At 65.2% G+C, this 18955-nt stretch carries 19 protein-coding genes; 1 reads left to right on the forward strand and 18 read right to left on the reverse strand.

Annotated features, from left to right (window positions below):
* Window positions 1–104: 104 nt before the first annotated feature.
* The 10 genes from IVB41_RS13480 to IVB41_RS13525 all read right to left on the reverse strand — a co-directional run bounded on the left by IVB41_RS13480 (window position 105) and on the right by IVB41_RS13525 (window position 9984).
* Window positions 105–1688 (reverse strand): ABC-F family ATP-binding cassette domain-containing protein, encoded by a 1584-nt coding sequence (locus IVB41_RS13480; protein ID WP_247431795.1) that lies wholly within the window; start codon window positions 1686–1688, stop codon window positions 105–107.
* A gap of 172 nt (window positions 1689–1860) precedes the next feature.
* Window positions 1861–2208: a RidA family protein gene (locus IVB41_RS13485; protein WP_007596366.1), complete on the reverse strand. Its 348-nt coding sequence runs from the start codon at window positions 2206–2208 to the stop codon at window positions 1861–1863.
* 14 nt (window positions 2209–2222) lie between these two features.
* Window positions 2223–3344, reverse strand: coding sequence for an FAD-binding oxidoreductase (locus IVB41_RS13490; protein ID WP_247358232.1), 1122 nt, complete (start codon window positions 3342–3344; stop codon window positions 2223–2225).
* On the reverse strand, window positions 3341–4759 hold the full coding sequence (locus IVB41_RS13495) for an NAD(P)/FAD-dependent oxidoreductase (protein WP_247431798.1): 1419 nt from the start codon (window positions 4757–4759) through the stop codon (window positions 3341–3343). The genes IVB41_RS13490 and IVB41_RS13495 overlap by 4 nt, the downstream gene beginning before the upstream one ends.
* A complete protein-coding gene (locus tag IVB41_RS13500) occupies window positions 4756–5052 on the reverse strand; it encodes a (2Fe-2S)-binding protein (protein ID WP_247431801.1) in 297 nt (98 codons plus the stop codon). Before IVB41_RS13500 ends, IVB41_RS13495 begins: the two co-directional genes overlap by 4 nt.
* A 19-nt stretch (window positions 5053–5071) precedes the next feature.
* Window positions 5072–6208: an FAD-binding oxidoreductase gene (locus IVB41_RS13505; protein WP_247431804.1), complete on the reverse strand. Its 1137-nt coding sequence runs from the start codon at window positions 6206–6208 to the stop codon at window positions 5072–5074.
* A gap of 8 nt (window positions 6209–6216) precedes the next feature.
* Complete coding sequence (locus tag IVB41_RS13510; protein ID WP_247358228.1) at window positions 6217–7023, reverse strand: ABC transporter permease; 807 nt, start codon at window positions 7021–7023, stop codon at window positions 6217–6219.
* The gene (locus tag IVB41_RS13515; RefSeq protein ID WP_247431807.1) at window positions 7020–7895 is read right to left on the reverse strand and encodes an ABC transporter permease; all 876 of its coding nucleotides are present in this window, start codon (window positions 7893–7895) and stop codon (window positions 7020–7022) included. Before IVB41_RS13515 ends, IVB41_RS13510 begins: the two co-directional genes overlap by 4 nt.
* Entirely contained in the window at window positions 7892–8926 is a 1035-nt protein-coding gene (locus IVB41_RS13520) for an ABC transporter ATP-binding protein (RefSeq protein WP_247431810.1), read from the reverse strand. The genes IVB41_RS13515 and IVB41_RS13520 overlap by 4 nt, the downstream gene beginning before the upstream one ends.
* 23 nt (window positions 8927–8949) lie before the next feature.
* Complete coding sequence (locus IVB41_RS13525) at window positions 8950–9984, reverse strand: ABC transporter substrate-binding protein (protein ID WP_247358225.1); 1035 nt, start codon at window positions 9982–9984, stop codon at window positions 8950–8952.
* 271 nt (window positions 9985–10255) lie between these two features.
* Between IVB41_RS13525 and IVB41_RS13530 the strand changes: the two genes are divergently transcribed.
* On the forward strand, window positions 10256–11170 hold the full coding sequence (locus tag IVB41_RS13530) for a LysR substrate-binding domain-containing protein (RefSeq protein WP_027570296.1): 915 nt from the start codon (window positions 10256–10258) through the stop codon (window positions 11168–11170).
* On the opposite strand, the gene IVB41_RS13535 is transcribed toward IVB41_RS13530, so the two are convergent.
* From IVB41_RS13535 to IVB41_RS13570, 8 genes are read right to left on the reverse strand one after another with little or no spacing between them, the layout of a single operon-like run.
* On the reverse strand, window positions 11160–12533 hold the full coding sequence (locus tag IVB41_RS13535) for an amidohydrolase family protein (RefSeq protein ID WP_027570295.1): 1374 nt from the start codon (window positions 12531–12533) through the stop codon (window positions 11160–11162). The genes IVB41_RS13530 and IVB41_RS13535 overlap by 11 nt on opposite strands.
* Window positions 12530–14113 carry an ABC transporter substrate-binding protein gene (locus tag IVB41_RS13540; protein ID WP_247431814.1) on the reverse strand — a complete coding sequence of 528 codons (1584 nt, stop codon included), beginning with the start codon at window positions 14111–14113 and terminating at the stop codon, window positions 12530–12532. The genes IVB41_RS13535 and IVB41_RS13540 overlap by 4 nt, the downstream gene beginning before the upstream one ends.
* A gap of 22 nt (window positions 14114–14135) precedes the next feature.
* The gene (locus IVB41_RS13545) at window positions 14136–14786 is read right to left on the reverse strand and encodes an aspartate/glutamate racemase family protein (RefSeq protein WP_247431817.1); all 651 of its coding nucleotides are present in this window, start codon (window positions 14784–14786) and stop codon (window positions 14136–14138) included.
* An 8-nt stretch (window positions 14787–14794) separates the two neighbouring features.
* Window positions 14795–15679 (reverse strand): polysaccharide deacetylase, encoded by an 885-nt coding sequence (locus IVB41_RS13550; protein WP_247431822.1) that lies wholly within the window; start codon window positions 15677–15679, stop codon window positions 14795–14797.
* Complete coding sequence (locus IVB41_RS13555) at window positions 15666–16481, reverse strand: ABC transporter substrate-binding protein (protein WP_247431825.1); 816 nt, start codon at window positions 16479–16481, stop codon at window positions 15666–15668. Before IVB41_RS13555 ends, IVB41_RS13550 begins: the two co-directional genes overlap by 14 nt.
* 14 nt (window positions 16482–16495) lie before the next feature.
* Window positions 16496–17260, reverse strand: coding sequence for an amino acid ABC transporter ATP-binding protein (locus IVB41_RS13560; protein ID WP_247287529.1), 765 nt, complete (start codon window positions 17258–17260; stop codon window positions 16496–16498).
* On the reverse strand, window positions 17257–18114 hold the full coding sequence (locus IVB41_RS13565; RefSeq protein WP_027570289.1) for an amino acid ABC transporter permease: 858 nt from the start codon (window positions 18112–18114) through the stop codon (window positions 17257–17259). Before IVB41_RS13565 ends, IVB41_RS13560 begins: the two co-directional genes overlap by 4 nt.
* Window positions 18111–18935 carry an ABC transporter substrate-binding protein gene (locus IVB41_RS13570; protein ID WP_247431828.1) on the reverse strand — a complete coding sequence of 275 codons (825 nt, stop codon included), beginning with the start codon at window positions 18933–18935 and terminating at the stop codon, window positions 18111–18113. Before IVB41_RS13570 ends, IVB41_RS13565 begins: the two co-directional genes overlap by 4 nt.
* Window positions 18936–18955: the final 20 nt, after the last annotated feature.

Here is an 18955-nt window from a genome sequence, read left to right on the forward strand (position 1 = left end):
TCACAACTGCTGCGTTGGGATCACGGATTGATACTCATCTTTTTCCACCCGACGCGCTGGGGGCAGGGCGTCGGGTTTTTGTTAATCAACGATGGGCAACCGATTTAGCCGGCCAGTTCGACCCTGCGCGTGATCCCGATCGCCTGCAAGAACGCCTCGTCATGACTGACGACGAGCAGCGCGCCGTCATAGGCCCTCAGACCTGCTTCCACGGCTTCGATGGATTCAATGTCGAGATGATTAGTCGGCTCGTCGAGGATCAGCAGGGACGGCGGCGTCGCACCGCCCAGCACGCAGGCAAGGCCGGCGCGAAACATCTGCCCGCCGCTCAAATGTCCAACGATCTGCAAGGCGGCATCGGCGCGAAACATGAACCGGGCCAGCGCGGCATGGCATTCATTTGCACCCGCCTTCGGATGGAAGCGCCCAAAATTGTCCAGGATGGAGATCGCGGGATCGAGCAGACTGACCTTCTGATCGAACAGCGCAAGATCCGGCCTGACCCGCACGGTGCCGGAGAGCTGATGCAACTCGCCGGCGACGAGTTTCAGCAGCGTCGTCTTGCCTGAGCCGTTGGGCCCGACGATTGCCACGCGCTCCGGACCGACGATCGCGAGCGATAGATCGCGCAAGACTTCCCTATCCGGCCCATAGCCGGCGCTGACGCGATCGAGCCAAACCACCTCCCTGCCCGTCGGCAGCCGGGTCGAGGGCAATTTCACCGACAGCGGCTGAAGAATCTCGATGCGTCGGCGCGCCGTATCGACGGCCTCGAGCGCATCCGCGCGCCGCCGCTCGGCGATCTGCGCGTTCTTGCCGCCGGTGTCTTCACTACGGTCCTTGCGCGCGCCGGCCAGGATGCGCGGCATGTCGCCCTTGGCGCGCTTCTTCTTGCCCCCGCTGTCTTTGCGCGCTTTCCTCTCCGCGGCCTCCTGCGCTTTCCCGTCGATCTCGGACAGGCGCCTCTGGGCATGCGCGAGGTCGTGCCTGACAGCCGCAAGCGCAAGGGCTTTCTGCTCGCAATAACTGCTCCAATTGCCGCCGTATCGCGCGGCTCCGAGCGACGTCAGCTCGACGATCGCATCCATGGTTTCGAGCAGGCTCCGATCGTGGCTGACGACAATCGCCCCACCGCGCCAGGAGGCAAGGAAATCGATCACCGCCTTGCCTCCCTCCCGATCGAGATTGTTGGTGGGCTCGTCGAGCAGCAGGAAGTCCGGCTCCGCAAAGATCAGCGCGGCGAGACGAACCCGCGTGACCTGCCCGCCCGACAGGCGGTCGAGCTCGATCTCCGGAGCGACGTCGAACCCGACACGCGCAAGGGCGGACGTAAGCCGTGTTTCGAGGGTCCAATCGACCTCGGAAACCTCCTCGGCCGAGGCGTCTCCGCGCTCGGCACGGCGAAGAAGATCGAGCGCGGCTCGCGCACCGAACAGGTCGATCACCTTCGCGCCCGCAAGCGGCTGGACGTTCTGGCGTAGCAGACCAACTGTTCCGTTGATGGCAACGCGCCCCGACGGAGGAATGTGCTCTCGCGAAATCGACGCAAGCAGCGTCGTCTTCCCGACGCCGTTGCGACCGACGAGGCCGGTCCGCTCGGCTCGGAACGTCAGATCGATATTGGAGAAAAGACAGCGGCCGTCAGGTGTGGACAGCGACAGGTTGGACAGGATGATGGAAGCAGGCATGGAATTCCCCGTGAGCAAGGCAGGTCGGCTTTGCGGTCGGGGTAAAATCCATGGCTCTCGAATATCCTGTTTGAGGAGCTCTCTAACTAATCTCATCGAAGGGCGAGATCAAGGCGAGGCTCGCAGGGAGGGCGGCGCGCGGAGCGCTGACGTGCCCCGCTGGCCTGCGCGATCAGCCCTTGAGCGCGGTGACCACGACCTCGATCAGCGCGCTGCCGCCGAGATCGGCGACACCGACGGTGGCGCGGGTCGGCAGATTGTCGCCGAAGAACTCAGTCCAGACCGCGTCCATCTCCTTCTTCTTGGAAAGGTCCGTGACGAAGATCGAGGTGCTCACGACGCGCGACTTGTCGGTACCCGCTTCCTTCAGATAGCCGGCGATCTTGCCGAGGATGTTGCGGGTCTGCTCGCCCATCGACACCGAGGTGTCGTCGGCGATGGTGCCGCCAATGAAGACGAAGCCGTTGGCTTCGACGGCGCGGTGCATGATGGGCGTGCGGATGCTGCGGGTAATGCTCATGATGTCCTCTTTTGCTAGAGCGTGGGGGAATAGAAACGGTCGATGCCGAGTTCGCCGATGCGGGTCTGGGTGCCGCCGTTGACGATCAGCTCCGCCATGACGGCGCCCGCGCCGGGGCCGAGCTGGAAACCGTGCAGCGAGAAACCGAACTGGTGATAGAGGCCCTTGTGCCGGCTGCTCGGTCCAAACACGGGCAGATCGTCCTTGGTCTTGGCCTCGATGCCGGCCCAGGCGCGGACGATCGTCGCGCTGCGCATGACCGGGAACAGCTCGAACACGGTGCGGGCGCTGGTCGCGAGGCTCTTCCAGTCCAGCACCGTCTCGTTTCGATCCTGATAGGGCGTTGCCAGATGGCCGCCGCCGATCAGCACCGTGCCGTTCTTGAATTGCTTGAAGGAGAGCTTGCGGCCGCGCAGGATCACGACTGGATCGATGAAATGCGGCACGCGCGAGGTGATCATCAGCATCGGCGCCACGGTCTCGACCGGAACGGGCTCACCGAGCGCGGCTGCAATGGTCCCGGCCCAGGCGCCGGCGGCATTGACGAGCACCGGCGCGGCAAAGCTCTCGGCGCCGACATCGACATGCCAGAGACCATCGGTGTGCCGGATGTTCGTGGCGGCAATGCCCTCGCGAACGGTCGCACCGAGCTGCCCGGCCTTGCGCCGGAACGCCGTCGTCGCCTGCGCAGGATTGGCCGCACCGTCGCGGCGCGAGACCACGCCGCCGGGACAGCTCTCGGCGACTGCAGGCACGAGGCGCCGCAACTCGGCCGCATCGATCAGCTCCTCGTGGGTGAAGCCGAGCACGTTGAGCTCGGCCACACGTGCACGGCAGACCGCGAGTTCCTCCTCGTTCTCGGCGACGAGGACCTGGCCATAGCTCTCAAAGCTGCAATCGTCGTCGAGGAGATCGGTGATCTTCTCCCAGATTCCCATCGAGCGGATCGAAAGCGGGATTTCGGGGATGTGCCGCGCCAGCTGGCGCACGCCACCGGCGTTGACGCCGGAGGCGTGGCGGCCAGCATAGTCCTTCTCGATCAGCACCGGTTTCAGGCCGGCGAGACACAGATGCAGCGCAGTCGAGCACCCGTGGATGCCGCCGCCCACGACGATCGCATCCACGTTTTTCGTCATCCGCGCACCACCGCCTTGATGTCGTCTTCGCTCTTCGGAACCGCGGCAAGCTCGGCGAGCGTGATCGGCTTGACCGGCGCGCGCAGCCGGTAATAGCCGATCTCCTGCGGGGTCTTGCCCCGCGCCTGCGCCATCAGCTCGGTGACGGTGAGGCCGCAGAGCCGGCCCTGGCACGGCCCCATGCCGGTGCGGCGATAGGCCTTGAGCTGGTTCGGCCCGGTCGCGCCGATCGCGACGGCGTCGAGAATATCCTTTGCCGTGACCTCCTCGCAGCGACAGACGATGGTGTCGCCTGCGGGAATGCGAAACTGCGGCGCCGGACGGAACAGCGTGTCGAGGAAAACGCGACCACGTTCGGCCTTGGCGAGATCGGCGCGGAGGCTCGCCATCGGCGCAAGTTTTGTGGCAGCCGCAGGCGCCAACGCCTCCACCGCCGCGCAGGCCGCGATGCGGCCGCGCACCACGGCTGCACTCGCACCGCCGATGCCGGCGCCGTCGCCGGCAATCGCAATGCCGGCGACCGACGAATTGCCGCTGGCATCGAGCACCGGAGACCAGCACAATTGCAGATCATCCCAGCGATGCTCGATTCCGGCCGCCATCGCCAGATTGACGTTGGGCACGACGCCCTGGTGCAGCAACAAGAGATCCGCAAGGACGGTTTCGCGCTTGCCGCCGGCGACATAGCTCACGTTCGCGAGCTGGCCGTCACCAGAGGCCGCAAGCTCGCTGACTCCTGAGACGACCTGCACCTTCGCCTTCACCTCGCGCATCATCGAGAGGCCCTTGGCGAAATAAGGCGAGGTCAGGAAGGCAAAGGCGTGGGGGAGAGCCGCGAAATAGTTTCCGCGCGCGGTGGTGTCGAGAATACGATCGATGCGGCCGCCGAGACGCAATATCTGCGCGGCGAGCAGCCAGAGCAACGGCCCCTGCCCCGCGATGACTGTACGGCCATCCGGCACCAGGGCCGATGATTTCAACATCGTCTGCGCGGCGCCCGCGGTCATCACGCCCGGCAGCGTCCAGCCCGAAATCGGGAAAGGCCGCTCCAGTGCGCCGGTCGCGAGGATCACGCGCCTGGCCTTGACGAACGCGGACGCGCCGCCGACCGAGACGGCGATGTCGAGATTGCGGTCGAGGCTCCAGACCGTTGCGCGCTGGATGACCTCGGCGTTGCCTGCGCGTAGCGCCCGCACGAGATCGGCGCCCACCCAATAGTCAGCGCCGAGCTGATCGCGCTCGGTCACCGGTGTCGAGCCGATGGCGCGGAACACCTGGCCGCCGGGCCCGACATTCTCGTCAAGCAGCAACGTCGACAGGCCAGCTTCGGCGGACGTCGCGGCAGCGGCGAGGCCGGCAGGCCCCGCCCCGATCACCACGACGTCGTATTCTTCGCGCTTGGGAGCCACAGTCATTTCCCGATCTCCCGCTTGCCCTTCTGAATCTCGATCTGCATGCCCTCGGTGACCGGCACCAGGCAACCCTGTCGGTTGCCGACGCCGTCGATGGTGACGAGGCAATCGAAGCACACGCCCATCATGCAATAGGGCAAGCGCGGCGCGCCGCTCACCGCGGTCGAACGGCGTGCATCGCAGCTCGAGGCCAGCAGCGCCGCGGAGACGGTGTCGCCCTGCCGCGCCGCGACGGCAACGCCGTCGACGAAGATTTGCACCGACGGTCGTTTGTCCTGTTCGGAACGTTTGAACATCCTGGCTCCTTCAATATCCCTAGTAGCCGCTGTTGTTCGCGGCACCGGCGGCGCCAAAACGGCTGGCCGAGAACGCGCCGACCAGCTCCGGCTCGAGCGCGCCCTGCGCAACCATCCGCGCGATCTCGAAAGCGTGGTTGGAGGCGAGCGTCACGCCGGAATGGCAGCAGGCGACGAAGGCGCCGGGATGGGTTTCTGACTGGTCGTAGATCGGAAAGCCGTCCTGCGGCATGACGCGGATGCCGGCCCAGCTCCGGACCACGTTGAGCCGCGCGAGATGCGGAAACATCCGCTGGGCGCGATCGGTCATGACGGCGCTGATCGAGTGCTTCAGCGCGCGATCGTCGAGCTCGTCTTCCTTGCTGTCGCCGATCATCACCGTGCCCTCGTCGGTCTGGCGGATCGTGGTCAGCGGATGCGGCAGGAAGGGCATGGTGCGCTCGGTCACCACGATCTGGCCACGGGTCGGGCCCATCGGGGCGTAGAGACCGACCATCGGCGCCAGCGTCTGGTTGGCATTGCCGGCGGCGAGCACGATCTTGGCGGCACGGAGCTCGCCCTGCGGCGTCGTCAGGCGGAATTCACCGCCGCTCTGGCTGATCGCCGAGACCGGACGCTCCGGAAGATAATCGATGCCGAAGGCCTTGAAGCCGGTGTGGAACGCACGAAATGTGCGCAGCGAATTGACGTGACCGTCAAGCGGACAATAACTGCCGCCGGAGACTTCAGGCCCGATCAGCGGCAGCACCTTCTTCACCTCGGACGCCGGCAGCATCTCCATCATGTAGTCGGCGGCACCTGTCTGGTTATGCATGCGCTTGACCAGCTCGGTGCGCTGGCCGAATTCGTCCTCGCCGAGCGTGAGATGAAAGCCGCCATTCTGCTGAAGCGAGACGTCGAGATCGGTCTGCTGCTTCAACTCCGCGGCGAGCCTGCTCCACGCCTGTGACGCCTGCACCGTCCACACCGTGTAGGCAGGCATGCCCAAGCCCTTGCTCTGAACCCAGACCAGGGCAAAGTTCGCGCGCGAGGCACGCTTGGTGATGTCGCCTTCGTCGAGCACGGCGACGCGCTTGCCGAGCCGGCCGAGGCCCCAGGCGATGGCGGAGCCGAGCAATCCGCCGCCGACGACGGCGACGTCGTAATCTGTTCGCATGGATTCTCCTATCGCCCCGTATCGCCCTTGCCGGCGAGCACGCGGTCGAGCCCGTAGAAGCGGTCGAGCAGAATGAGAGCGGTCATGGTAACAGCGATCACGCAGGCCGAAACCGACGTCACCAGCGGATCGATGTTGTCCTGGATGTACAGAAACATGCGCACCGGCAGTGTTTCGGTGCCGGGTGCCGCGAGGAAGACGGTCATGGTGAGATCGTCGAAGGACTGGATGAAGGCGAGCGCCCAGCCGCTGATGACGCCGGGCAGGATCAGCGGCAAGGTCACGCGGCGGAACAGCGTCCAGCCGCCGGCGCCGAGCGAGATCGCCGCCATCTCGACCGAAAGGTCCATGCCGGTCGCCGCCGCCAACGTCAGCCGCAGCGCGAACGGAAACACGATGATGACATGCGCGATGATCAGCGCGGCGAAGCTGCCGCCGAGGCCGGCCGAGGTGAAGAAGCGCAGGAATGCGATGCCGAGCACGACATGCGGGATCATGAGCGGCGACAGGAACAGTGCCGCCAGTGCGTCTCGGCCGCGGAACCGATAGCGCGCGATCGCGAGCGCCGCAGGCACTGCGAACAGCAGCGCCACGAAGGAGGACAGTGCGCCAAGGCCAAGACTGACCCAGAAAGCATGGACGAATTCGGGATAGTTGGCGATCGCCCTGAACCAGCGCAGCGAAAAACCGTTTGTCGGCAGCGACAAGAAGCCTTCAGGCGTGAACGCGACGAGGCAGACGACGAGGATCGGCGCCACCATGACGATGACGAAGATGGTGTGGAAGATCAGCGCGAGCGGCCCGTTCCGGCTCATCGGAACACCTCCGCGTAGCGGCGCTCGATCAGTGTGTTGCTGCCGACGACGATCAAGACCAGCGCGGCCAGCAGCAGCGTGGCGACCGCCGCACCCAGCGGCCAGTTCAGCGTGTTGAGGAATTCGTCATAGGCGAGCGTCGCCGCGACCTTGAGCCGGCGGCCGCCGATGATCGCGGGCGTCGCAAACGCACTGGCCGAGAGCGAGAACACGATGATCGCCCCTGACAGCACGCCCGGCATGATCTGCGGCATGATGATGCGGCGGATGATGGTCACAGGGCCGGCGCCGAGCGACATCGCGGCATTCTCGATCTGCGGATCGAGCCGCTGCAGCGCCGCCCACACCGACAGCACCATGAATGGCATCATCACATGCGCAAGCGCGATAACCATTCCGGTCTCGGTGAACATGAAGGGGATAGGCGCGCGGATCAACCCGGCCGACATCAAGAGCTTGTTGACGAGGCCGTTATTGCCGCCGAACAGCAGCGCCCAGCCGAGCGTGCGCGCCACCACGGAAATCAACAGCGGCCCCAGGATGACCAGCAGGAAAACGCTCTTCCAGCGTCCGCCCATGCGGTTGAGGATGTAGGCTTCGGGCGCACCGAGCAGCGCGGTGAGCAGCGTGGTCAGGATCGCAATGCGAAACGTCCGCCCGAACATCTCGGCGTAATAGGGATCGGTAACGATCTCGTGCCAGTTCTTGAGGATGAAGACCGGCTCGATGCCCTTGTACTGGCCCCAGTCATGGAACGACAGCATCACGGTCATTGCCAGCGGAATCAGGAGCACGCCGAAGAACAGCATCAAAGCGGGCGCGGTCAGCGCCCAGGGCGTGCGTGCGTTTCGTTCCTCGGCGGAAGCGCTCATGCGACGCCTCTCACGCCCATGTCCTCCGGCCGCCAGGTGAGGTGAACTGCCTCGCCTTCGACCGGTTGCGACCGGCCGTCATTCTGGCGGATTACGGTCGCCGGGCCACATTCGCTGTCGCACTGGAACAGCCAGTGATTGCCTTGGAAGATGCGCGTGACGATCTTTGCGCTGAGGCCTGCGTCGCCAAAGTCGATCCGCTCGGGGCGAATGCTGATGGTGACGGGACCGCTGCGCCCGGCAGGCGCAGGCGCGCTCCACGAGCCGGCGATCAGTCGCGCAGGCGCACTGGTCCGATCGATCGTCGCGGCAAAGTCGTTAGTCTTGCCCAAAAACTGCGAGACGAAGGCCGAGGCCGGCTTCTCATAGGTCTCCTGCGGCGTGCCGATCTGCTCGATCCGGCCCTGGCTCATCACCACGATGCGGTCGGACAGCGACATCGCCTCGTTCTGGTCGTGGGTGACGAGGATCGTGGTGGTGCCGATGGTGCGCTGGATCTGGCGCAGCTCGATCTGCATCTCCTCGCGCAGCTTGGCGTCGAGATTGGATAGCGGCTCGTCGAGCAGCAATACGCTCGGCTTGATCACCAGCGCGCGCGCCAGCGCCACGCGCTGCTGCTGGCCGCCGGACATGCGGCGCGGATGGCGATCCTCGTAGCCGGCAAGCCCGACCATCGCGAGCGCGGCGCGGACGCGCTCGGTCCGTTCGCCGCGCGACACATTGCGCATCTCGAGGCCAAACGCGACATTCTCGGCCGCGGTCATGTGCGGAAACAGCGCGTAACTCTGGAACACGATGCCAAGCCCGCGTTTGGCCGGATGGATCGCGGTCAGGTCCTTGCCTTCCAGCCGGATCGCGCCGCGGCTGGGATCGAGGAAGCCCGCAATCATTTGCAGGGTCGTTGTCTTGCCGCAGCCAGAGGGGCCGAGGAAGGAGACAAACTCCCCCTTCCCCACCGCGAGACTGAAGTCGTCGACGACAGTCTGCGCGCCGAACTGTTTTGCGACCCGATCGAGCTCGAGATAAGCCATGACGCTGTCTCCGCCGCGAACGATCAGCGCTCGACCTCGCGATTCCAGCGCTTGGTCCATTCCTCGCGCTTCTCGTTGATGACAGTCCAGTCCGGATTATAGAGCTTTGCCGCACGTTCGCCGATCGGCGCCATCTTGCCGAGCTCGGGCGGGATGACCAGCGATTTCAGCACCGGGCCGTAGCCGTAGTCCTTCAGCATCACGAGCTGGATCTTGGGTTCGAGCAGCATCTTGACGAAGCTGGACGCAAGCGGCGAGGCGTTCGGCTTGGTGATCGGACAGGCGGTCGTCAGCAACGTCGCGGCCCCCTCCTTCGGATAGACGAAATCGACGGGGAAGCCGGTATTGGCAAAGCTCTGCACGCGGCCGGTGCCCCACACCGCGATCACGGCCTGGCCGGACTGGAACAGCTCGGTCATCTTGCCCGGCGACGGCTCATAGGCGAGCACGTTCGGATTGATCTGCTCCTTGAAGATCTTGAAGCCGGAATCGACGTTGGTTTCGCCGCCGCCGTTCATCTTCGACAGCATCACCAGCGCTTCGAGGCCATAGGTGTTGTTGATCGGCGGGATCACGAGCTGCTTGGCGTATTTCGTGTCCTTCAAATCGTTCCAGGAGGTCGGCGGCGCCCAGCCCTTCTCCGCAAACACCTTGGTGTTGTACATCAGGCCGGTCGCGACGATCCCGATGGCGACCGCACGATCGTCCTTAAAGCGGGCGGTGTCGTAGAGATCGGCCGGAAGTCCCTCGAGCTTGCCGCAGAAGCCGAGCTGGATCGCCTGGTACATCGGGCCGTCGTCGACGATGGCGACGTCGATCTGCTGATTGCCCTTCTGCGCCTGGAGCTTTGCCAGCGTGTCGGTGGAGTTGCCGGCGACGTACTCTACCTTGACGCCGTTCTCCTTCTCGAAGGTCGGGATCACCTCGTCACGAATAGTCTTCTCGAACGAGCCGCCATAGCCGGCGACGTAGAGCGTTTTCTGCTGGGCCGTGGCGACCGACGGGGCGGCGACGAGCGCCGCGATGCTGACCGCTGTCAGAAGGCGAAAAGTCTTCATGTGGTCCGATCTCCATACCGGGATGAGGTGACGTGCCGACGAGTCTCGTTGGCTGAACCTTCCGCATTTCCTTCCGCGCAGATCCCTCCCCGACAGGGCTCCGGCCCCTGCGCGGCTGGTTTTGGCGCGATCCGGAGGTTCGAACCCCTCCGATCTGCCGAAAAAGCGGGCCGTCTCCAGCTCTGATGAAAAAGATCGCAAACTCCGGCTTCCGTCGTCCAATGAATAATGGCACCCTTTGTATGCCTAAATGTTATGAATGGAATTCAGGATGGCGCGGATCAATTCGCGGCAAGTGGAAGCCTTCCGGGCCACGATGCTGACCGGCAGCGTGACTGAGGCGGCGGCGCTGATGAAAGTGACGCAGCCGGCGGTCTCCCGGTTGCTGCGCGACCTCCAGGCGCTGCTGAAGATGGAGCTGTTCGAGCGGCGCGGCACCGGCCTCGTGCCGACCGCTGCGGCCATGGCGCTCTACACCGAGGTCGAGCGCTCCTTCGTCGGCCTCGAACGCATCACCGCGGCAGCCGAGGAAATCCGGGGCCGCCGCACCGGCTCACTGCGGATCGCGGCACTTCCAGCATTGTCGAATGGCTATTTGCCGCGGCTCACCGGGCACTTCCTGAAGGAGCGTCCCAACCTCAACCTCGCTTTCTTCGGTGTGATCTCGCCGATCGTGGTCGATTGGGTGCTGAACAACCAATGCGACGTCGGCTTTGCCGAGGTGCCGATCGCGCATTCCGGCTTGCCGAGCCAGAAGCTGCCGGCGCCCGCGCGTGTGGCTGTACTGCCCACCGGTCACCGCCTCGCGGAAAAGGAAGTGCTGGAGCCCCGCGATTTCGAGGGCGAGACTTTCATTTCGCTGTCGGCGGGCTCGTCGAGCCGCCACCTCGTCGACCAGGTCTTCCATCGCCACGATGTCCGCCGCGTGCTCAGGGTCGAGACCACGCTCTCGGAGATCATGTGCGGCATGGTGTCGTCGGGGCTCGGGGTTGCGATCTGCGATCCCTTCACCGCGCAGGAATTTTCCACGCGCGGCGTCGTCGTCCGCCGCTTCCTGCCGCGCATCGACTTCGAATTCTCCGCCGTGTTTCCGGCGCAGCGCAGCCCCTCGCCGGTGGCGCTGGATCTGGTCGAGACCATGCGCAAGTCGCTCGCCGAATTCGACGAGGGAGCTCTCAGCCGTTGAACGCCGCCTGCGCCTCCGGCAGGTCCCAGATCTTGCCGATCGCAGCAGTCCCCGCCGCCGTGATCGCCGCCTCGTCAGCGCCGAGATAGCGGCCGGCATCGACCAGCATGCGGCCGTCGACCATGACCTGATCGATATTGGCGCGATTGGCGAGCGCGATCAGTGCGCGTCGCGGGTCGAACAGCGGCTGAAGATGCGGATGGGTGAGATCGACGATGGTGAGGTCGGCGGTCGCGCCCGGCTCGATCCGGCCGAGATCGGGCCGCTTGATGACATCGGCGGCGATTGCCGTGTTCGCCTCGATCAATTCGGGCGCGTTCGCGACGTCAGCCCGCGCCGAAGTGATCTTGGAGATCAGCGACGCCGCATTGAGCTCGCCGAGCAGGTCCATGTTGTAGCCGTCGGTGCCGACCACGGTGCGAACGCCGTGTTCCGCGAACCGGCTGAACGCGGCGGTGACGCCGGCGCGCGCAAACACGCGCGGGCAGTTGAGGACCGTCATGCCGCGCGCGGCCATCAGCTTGAGATCGTCGTCGGTGCTGAACATGCAGTGCGCCGCCATCAGATCGGGCGCCAGCAGGCCGAGCCAGTCGAGATATTGCGCCGGCGTGCGGCCGCCATAGCGCTTGCCGATGGTTTCAACCTCGGCGCGGCTCTGCGCCATATGCGTCGTGATGGGCACGCCAAGCTCGCGCGCCCGCGCGGCACAGGCCTTCAAGAGATCGGGCCCGCAGGTGTCGGTGGCATGCGGACTCATCGCAAGGCCGATGCGACCGTCGCCGCGATTGTTCCAGCGCTGGTAGAGCGCATCCCAGGTCGCCATGTCGGCTGTGCCGTCATCGCCGGAATAGTGCACCACGCCGTCGGGGCCGGCCTTGGCGTCCGACGTCGAGAACAGATAGGGCGCGCCATAGAAGCGGATGCCCATCTCTTCGGCGGCGTCGAACATCTCCGGGATCGAGTTCCGGAACGGCTCCATCACCGTGGTGGCGCCGCCCTTCAGGAGTTGGAGGATGCCGAGCCGTGCGACCGCCATGCGCTCTTCCGCCGACAAGATATCTGCACCGCGCTTGGTTAGAGGCAAGAGCACCGTGTAGACGATGCTCTGATTGTTCTTGCGGCCATTGCCGTCCTCGGTGTGGCTGCGCGCCACCGCTTCCGAGAAGCAGTGATTGTGCAGGTTGAGGAGACCCGGCAGAACGAAACGGCCGGGGCGGTCATGCACCTCGTCCGCGTGCGGCTTGTCGCGCGTGACCGCGGCGATCGTCTTTCCTTCGATCAGGACCCAGCGGTCGCGCAACACGTCCTGCGCGCCGTCCTTGCGAGACAGCACATAGCTGCCGAAAATTGCTGATGTGCTCATGCGGGGCGTACGTTCCAGAAGACGGCGGTGCCGTCGAGAACGCCGGTGATAGCTTTGCGATAGGCGGTCGGCTGCTTGTACAGGCCGATCGGAATATAGGGGATTTCCTGAAACGCCACCGCCTGGATCTCGCGGCAGATGCGCTGCTGTTCCGCGAGCTCGGAGGCCGCGAGCCACTGGCTGCGCAAGGCTCCCATCTTCTCGCTCGCATACCAGCCGGCGACCTTGCCCTCGCCACGGATGTTGGTGTTGCCCGCCGGATTGAGCCAATCGATGCCCTGCCAGTTGCCGACCGCCGCGCTCCAGCCGCCCTGCGGAAGCGGATCCTTCTTGAGCTGGCGCTGCAACACCACGGCGAAATCGAGCCCGGCATATTCGACGTTCATGCCGGCCTTGCGCAAGGAATCGACGGCGATCTCGCCCAGCGGCTTCTGGGCCAGTGAGTTGGTGGGCACGAGCACCACGATCTTCTCGCCATGATACCCCGCGGCCTTGAGATCGGCCTTCACCTTGGCGTAGTCACGCGGGCCGCGGAAGACATCGAGGCCGACATCGCTGGCCATCGGGGTATTCGGCGCGAAATAGCCGATGGGGGAGACCTGGAAGTTCGGATCGGTCCCGGCGACCGCGGTCATGAAGGCGGATTGATCGATCGCCCCCAGGAGGGCGCGGCGAACGGCAGGGTTGTCGAACGGCGGCTGAAGATGATTGAGGCGCAGCATGCAGGCATAACCGCGGGGATCGAGAATGCGCGCCTCGATGTCGCCGGCCGCCTTGATGATCGGCAGCAGGTCGTGCGGCGTGGTCTCCTGCCAGTCCTGCTCGCCGGTCTGCAGCGCGGCGACGCCGGTGCCGGCATCGGGCGTGGTGGTCCAGACCACCCGATCGTAATGCACGATCTTCGGACCCGCGGTCCAATCCGGCTTGCCGCCGCTGCGCGGCTTATAGCGCTCGAATTTGGCATACGCGTTGCGCGCGCCCTGCACGCGCTCGTCGGCGAGATAGCGAAACGGCCCGCTGCCGATCACTTCGGTCAGCGGCTTGAATGGATCCTGGCTCGCCAGCCGCTCCGGCATCATGAAGCACGCGTTGATCGCGGCCTTGCCGAGCGCCTGCGGCAACAGCGGGAATGGACGCTTGAGGCGGAAGCGGATGGTGCGGTCGTCAGCGGCCGACAGCTCGTCCGTCGCCTCCATCAGCTCACCGCCAAAGCCGTCGCGCGCGGCCCAGCGGCGGATGCTGGCAACGCAGTCGCGGGCAAGCACGCGCTCGCCGTCGTGCCAGAACAGGCCGTCGCGCAAACTGAGGTCCCATTGCAGGCCGTCGCCGGAGACGACATGGCCCGACAGCATCTGCGGCGAGACCTGGAGCGAAGAGCTGATGCCATAGAGCGTGTCGTAGACCATGAAGCCATGGTTTCGCGACACCTGCGCCGTGGAATAGATGGGGTCGACGAAGGCGAGGTCGATGACGGGAATGAAGCGCAGCGTGGTCTGGGATTCGGCACGGACGATACCCGGGAATGACAGCGCCGGCACAGCGGCTGCGGCCTTGAGGAGCGAACGACGGGAGACGGGCATTGCAAGAGGCTCCTGAAGGATCTTACGTGTTCAGCAAGACCGCGCCGATCGCAGCGGCCACCGCCTGCTGCGCCGGCTCGACCACGGGCACACCGATGGCATCCGCAATCGCCGCGCGATGCGAGGCCATGCCGGCGCAGCCCATCACCACGACATCGGCACGGCATTGCGAGACCAGCGCGCGGCCAGCTTCGATCAACCGTCCCCGGATGTCCGCGCCTGCCGTCTCCGCCGCGCTTGCGCCGACCGACCAGCTTCCGGCATAGCGGCTGTCGACGCCCATCAGCCGCACCATCCGCTGCTGGCGGCGAATGCTCGAGGGCGACAGCGCGATGATTCCGAAGCGCTCGCCCAGCATCAGTGCGCGAAAGATACCGCACTCGGCGATACCCATCACCGGGCGCCCGCCGGCCGCCTCGCGCACCGCATGCAGGCCGGGATCACTGAAGCAGGCGAGCACGAAGGCATCCGCATCGTCGCGCGACACACGGTTGACCAGCGGCATCACAATGCTGTCGGCGTCGCGCTGCGAGCTGATGCCGAGCGGCCCCTCGGCAAGGCCGACGACCTCGATTGCGGGGCCGCCGGCGATGCGCAGCGGCGCGACGGCGTCATCGATCGCCGCGGTCACCGATGCGGAGGAGTTGGGATTGATGACGAGGATGCGGGTCATGGCGTGGCTCAACTTTCTCCGGCCTCGTGGCGCAGGAAGTTGGCCGCGATCTTCTCACCGGTCGTGATCCAGACATCCGGGCATGATTTTGCGTAGGTCAGGAATTCGCGCAGCAGGCGCAGCCGCATCGGTCGGCCGCTGCATTGCGGATGCAGCACGGTCGTCACCATCGCGCCCCAGTCTCTGGTTTCGTCGAGCTCGTCCCTCCAGATCGAAAGCACATGCTCCTTGGGGAAAATCGAGCGCGGACTGAAGCGCGCGGACAGGCCGTGCATCCAGTCGTCATAGCTTGCGGTTACCGGCAGCTCGATCGTGCCCGGCTTGCCGTCGGCGAGACGATGCCGATAGGGCCGCACGTCGTCGCGAAACGAGGAGGTGTAGACGATGCCGTGGCGCACCAGCGCCACCCGCAGTTCCTCGGTGAATTCGCCGTAGGGCGCGCGGTAGCCGGTCGGCCTGACGCCAAGCCGGCGCTTGAGCGCCTCGAAGCCGCGCTCGAGCTCCTCCTCGATCCAGGGATCGCCGGGATCGGGAAGGAGATGGTGATAACCGTGGTGGCCGATCTCGTGACCGGCCTTGAGAATGGACTCGGCCATCGCCGGATGCGCGTCGACCGACCATCCCGTGACGAAGAAGGTCGCCTTGAGATCGAGCTGATCGAGCAGCTCCAGCAGTTTCGGCGTGCCGACGCGCGCCTCATAGCCGCCATAGCTCATGGTGATGAGCCGCTGCGCGTGCACCGCGTCCTTGCTGGTCCAGGCGCTCTCCGCGTCCACGTCGAACGACAGGAACATCGCCGAATTGTACGGCCTCGGCCAGGGGTATTCCGGCGCAGGATCCGCGGTGTTGGCTGGGGTGAGCGGGATGCTCTGGAGTGCCTTACTGTCCAGCATTGAGGGTCGCCTTTTCGAGTGCGTTGTCGGTCAGTTTCCACTTGCCAAGCAGCGTACGATAAGTGCCGTCCGCGATCAGCGCGTCGACTGCCTCCAGCATGGCTTGCTGCAGCGCCTTTTCCTTGACCGGCAGAGCGATGCCGGTGAATTGCTGCGCGATGGGCTCGCCCACAGTCGCATAGGTGCCGGGCTCGAGGTCCATGATGTAGGGCAGCGTCTCGTTGCCCTGGGCGGCGGCATCGATGCGGCCCTGCCTGAGCTGGGTGCGGGCATCGGCCGAGCCGTCGGTCCCGACGAACTGGACCGGATTGGTGCCGCAATTCTTCTCGTTCCAAGCCGCGATCTGCGCCGGGAACATGGTGCGGCGGCTGGCGCCGACCTTCTTGCCACAGAGCGCGGCTGCGTCCTTGAACTCCGCCTTGCGCGACTGCTGCACGAAGAACTGCGGGCCGCTGCGCAGATAATCGACGAAGGACGCGATTTCGTGCCGGCTGGCATAGTCGGTGAAGCCGGACAGGATGGCGTCCACCCGCCCGGTCGAGATCGACGGCATGAACTCGGCAAAGCTGGTCTCCTGCCATTCGATCTTGACGCCGAGCTTGCGGCCGATGGCCTCGCCGAGATCGATGTCGAAGCCGGACAACGCGTTGGTGGCGGGATCGCGGAACTCCATCGGCGGATAGTTCGGCACCAGCGCGACCTTGATGCTGCCGCGCCTGGCGATCTCCGCCGGCAGCTCGACTGCCATGACCGGAGCGCTCATGGCGCCAACGAGTGCCGCCGTAACCAGAATTCTCTTCATCGATACGCCCCCATTCAGATCACTGCCGAAAGAAATGCCCTGGTGCGCTCCTCGCGCGGCGCGCCCAAGACATCGGATGCGCGCCCCTGCTCGATGATCGCGCCCTGGTCCATGTAGACGACACGGTCGGCGACCTCGCGCGCGAAGCCGAGTTCGTGCGTCACGACCATCATGGTCATGCCGCTCCGCGCCAGCTCCTTCATGACCGCCAAGACCTCGCCGACGAGCTCGGGATCGAGCGCGCTGGTCGGCTCGTCGAACAGCATCAGCATCGGCTTCATGGCAAGCGCGCGGGCAATCGCGACGCGCTGCTGCTGGCCACCGGAGAGCTGGGCGGGATACGAATCCGCTTTGGCCGACAATCCGACGCGCCGCAGCAGCTCGATCGCCTCCGCACGCACCTCGTCGGATTTTCGACCCTGAACCTGGAGCGGACCTTCGGTGATGTTTTCGAGCGCGGTCTTGTGCGGAAACAAATTGAAGCGCTGGAACACCATGCCGGTCTTCAACCGCTGCCGCCCGATTTCGCGCTCGCTAAGCCGATGGAGCCGTCCGCCCTGCTCGCGCACGCCCAGGAGCTCGCCGTCGAGCCAGATGCCGCCGCTGTCGATCGCGGCGAGCTGGTTGATGCAGCGGAGCAGCGTGGTCTTGCCGGAGCCGGAGGCGCCGATCAGGCACATCACCTCGCCGGGCCGGATGTCGAGCGAGACATTTTTGAGAGCCTGAAACTCTCCAAAACTCTTGCTGACGGAGCGGATCGCGACGAGGGGTTTTGTCATCGCGCGAGCCGCAATGTGCCGCGCGCAAAACGGCGTTCGAGCAGCATCTGGAGCGGCGTCAGCACCGAGACGACGAGCAGATACCAGAGACCGGCGACGATCAGCAGCTCGATCACGCGCGAATTGGCGTAGTAGATGTTCTCGGCGTTGTGCAGCAGTTCCGGATACTGGATGACGCTGGCGAGCGAGGTCGCCTTCACCATGCCGATGAACTCGTTGCCGAGCGGCGGGATCACCACCCGCATCGCCTGCGGCAGAACGATCCGGCGCAGCGCACGCAAGCGTCCCATGCCGATCGCCTGCGCGGCCTCATATTGCCCGATATCGACCGACAGCATGCCGGCCCGCATCACTTCCGACGTATAGGCGCCCTGGTTGATGCCGAGCCCGAGCAGCGCGGCGAGGAACGGCGTCATGACATCGACGGCGCGCGCGCTCCACAGGCCGGGAATGCCGATGGTCGGAAACACCAGCGCGAGATTGAACCACAGCAGCAGTTGCAGGATCAGCGGCGTGCCGCGGAACAACCAGGTGTAGCCGGCGGCAACGGTCTTCAGCACCGGGTTGGGCGACAGCCGCATGATCGCGATGACGACGCCGAGGAAGATGCCGAGCGCCATCGCCAGCACCGCCATCACCATGGTGTTGACGATGCCTTCGAGGATCACCTTTGCCGTCAGGAAGCGGCTGACATAGGACCATTCGATCTGGCCGGCCGCAAACGCGCGCACGATCAATGCAAGTACAAGAACGATCAGCGCTGCGCTGAGCCAGCGAAACCAGTGCGGCTCGCGCGCGATCCGCATCCCCGACAGGTCGGGAAAACCCTCCGCGAGTGCCGGTGCCGTCTTCATTGCGACGCCGCGTTCAGCATGGGCTGGGCGACCGCATTGCCGCCGAGACCCCATTTGTCGAGGACAGCCTTGTAGGAACCGTCGGCGATCATCGCGGTGAGCTTCTCGGTCACCACCTCACGAAGCGCCGCGTCGTCCTTGCGGAACATGATGCCCTGATATCCTTTGGCGAAGGGCTCGCCGATCACGCGGTATTTGCCGGGTTCCTGCGTCTGCGCATAAGGCAACGTCTCGCTGCCCTGTACGGCGGCGTCGATGCGGCCCTGCTTGAGCTGGTTGCGGACGTCGATCGAGTTCTCGCCGGGCACGTACTGGACCGCCGGCTTGCCGGCCGGCTCGCAATTCTGCTTGCTCCACTTCTCGATCTCGACCGGGAAGCTGGTGCTGCGGGTGGTCCCAACCTTCTTACCACAGAGATCGGTCGCAGCCTTGGCTTCGTTCTCCGCCATGACGAAGAACTGTGGGCCGGTCCCGAGATAATCGACGAAATCCGCGGTCTCGCGCCGCGAGGCGCGATCGGAGATGCCGGAGATGATGAAATCGGCGCGCTTGGTCTGAAGCGACGGGATCAATTCCGCGAACGGCGTCTCGCTCCAGACGATCTTCACGCCGAGCCGCTTGGCCAGTTCGTTTGCCAGATCGACGTCGAGCCCGACGAGCTCATTGGTCGCGGGATCGCGGTATTCCATCGGCGCGTAAGTGGAGTTGACCGTGAGCTTCAACGCGCCCGCTTGCTTGATCTCGGCCGGAAGCTCCGCCGCCTGCGCGGACGTCGCGGCCGCCAGCGCTGCGATGCCGAGGAAATACGAGAGGCGCGTCATATCGGCTCCTTTGCCAACGT

The organism is Bradyrhizobium sp. 44, assembly GCF_023073095.1.
GTDB lineage: Bacteria > Pseudomonadota > Alphaproteobacteria > Rhizobiales > Xanthobacteraceae > Bradyrhizobium.

Excerpts from the sequence above, each read along its gene's own strand:
- IVB41_RS13515 (WP_247431807.1), bottom strand. The coding sequence starts at position 7,895 with ATGAGCGCTTCCGCCGAGGAACGAAACGCACGCACGCCCTGGGCGCTG.
- IVB41_RS13545 (WP_247431817.1), bottom strand. The coding sequence starts at position 14,786 with ATGACCCGCATCCTCGTCATCAATCCCAACTCCTCCGCATCGGTGACC.
- IVB41_RS13490 (WP_247358232.1), bottom strand. The coding sequence starts at position 3,344 with ATGACGAAAAACGTGGATGCGATCGTCGTGGGCGGCGGCATCCACGGG.
- IVB41_RS13510 (WP_247358228.1), bottom strand. The coding sequence starts at position 7,023 with ATGAGCCGGAACGGGCCGCTCGCGCTGATCTTCCACACCATCTTCGTC.
- IVB41_RS13500 (WP_247431801.1), bottom strand. The coding sequence starts at position 5,052 with ATGTTCAAACGTTCCGAACAGGACAAACGACCGTCGGTGCAAATCTTC.
- IVB41_RS13550 (WP_247431822.1), bottom strand. The coding sequence starts at position 15,679 with ATGCTGGACAGTAAGGCACTCCAGAGCATCCCGCTCACCCCAGCCAAC.
- IVB41_RS13530 (WP_027570296.1), top strand. The coding sequence starts at position 10,256 with ATGGCGCGGATCAATTCGCGGCAAGTGGAAGCCTTCCGGGCCACGATG.
- IVB41_RS13480 (WP_247431795.1), bottom strand. The coding sequence starts at position 1,688 with ATGCCTGCTTCCATCATCCTGTCCAACCTGTCGCTGTCCACACCTGAC.
- IVB41_RS13560 (WP_247287529.1), bottom strand. The coding sequence starts at position 17,260 with ATGACAAAACCCCTCGTCGCGATCCGCTCCGTCAGCAAGAGTTTTGGA.
- IVB41_RS13555 (WP_247431825.1), bottom strand. The coding sequence starts at position 16,481 with ATGAAGAGAATTCTGGTTACGGCGGCACTCGTTGGCGCCATGAGCGCT.
- IVB41_RS13485 (WP_007596366.1), bottom strand. The coding sequence starts at position 2,208 with ATGAGCATTACCCGCAGCATCCGCACGCCCATCATGCACCGCGCCGTC.
- IVB41_RS13495 (WP_247431798.1), bottom strand. The coding sequence starts at position 4,759 with ATGACTGTGGCTCCCAAGCGCGAAGAATACGACGTCGTGGTGATCGGG.
- IVB41_RS13525 (WP_247358225.1), bottom strand. The coding sequence starts at position 9,984 with ATGAAGACTTTTCGCCTTCTGACAGCGGTCAGCATCGCGGCGCTCGTC.
- IVB41_RS13540 (WP_247431814.1), bottom strand. The coding sequence starts at position 14,113 with ATGCCCGTCTCCCGTCGTTCGCTCCTCAAGGCCGCAGCCGCTGTGCCG.
- IVB41_RS13570 (WP_247431828.1), bottom strand. The coding sequence starts at position 18,935 with ATGACGCGCCTCTCGTATTTCCTCGGCATCGCAGCGCTGGCGGCCGCG.
- IVB41_RS13535 (WP_027570295.1), bottom strand. The coding sequence starts at position 12,533 with ATGAGCACATCAGCAATTTTCGGCAGCTATGTGCTGTCTCGCAAGGAC.
- IVB41_RS13565 (WP_027570289.1), bottom strand. The coding sequence starts at position 18,114 with ATGAAGACGGCACCGGCACTCGCGGAGGGTTTTCCCGACCTGTCGGGG.
- IVB41_RS13520 (WP_247431810.1), bottom strand. The coding sequence starts at position 8,926 with ATGGCTTATCTCGAGCTCGATCGGGTCGCAAAACAGTTCGGCGCGCAG.
- IVB41_RS13505 (WP_247431804.1), bottom strand. The coding sequence starts at position 6,208 with ATGCGAACAGATTACGACGTCGCCGTCGTCGGCGGCGGATTGCTCGGC.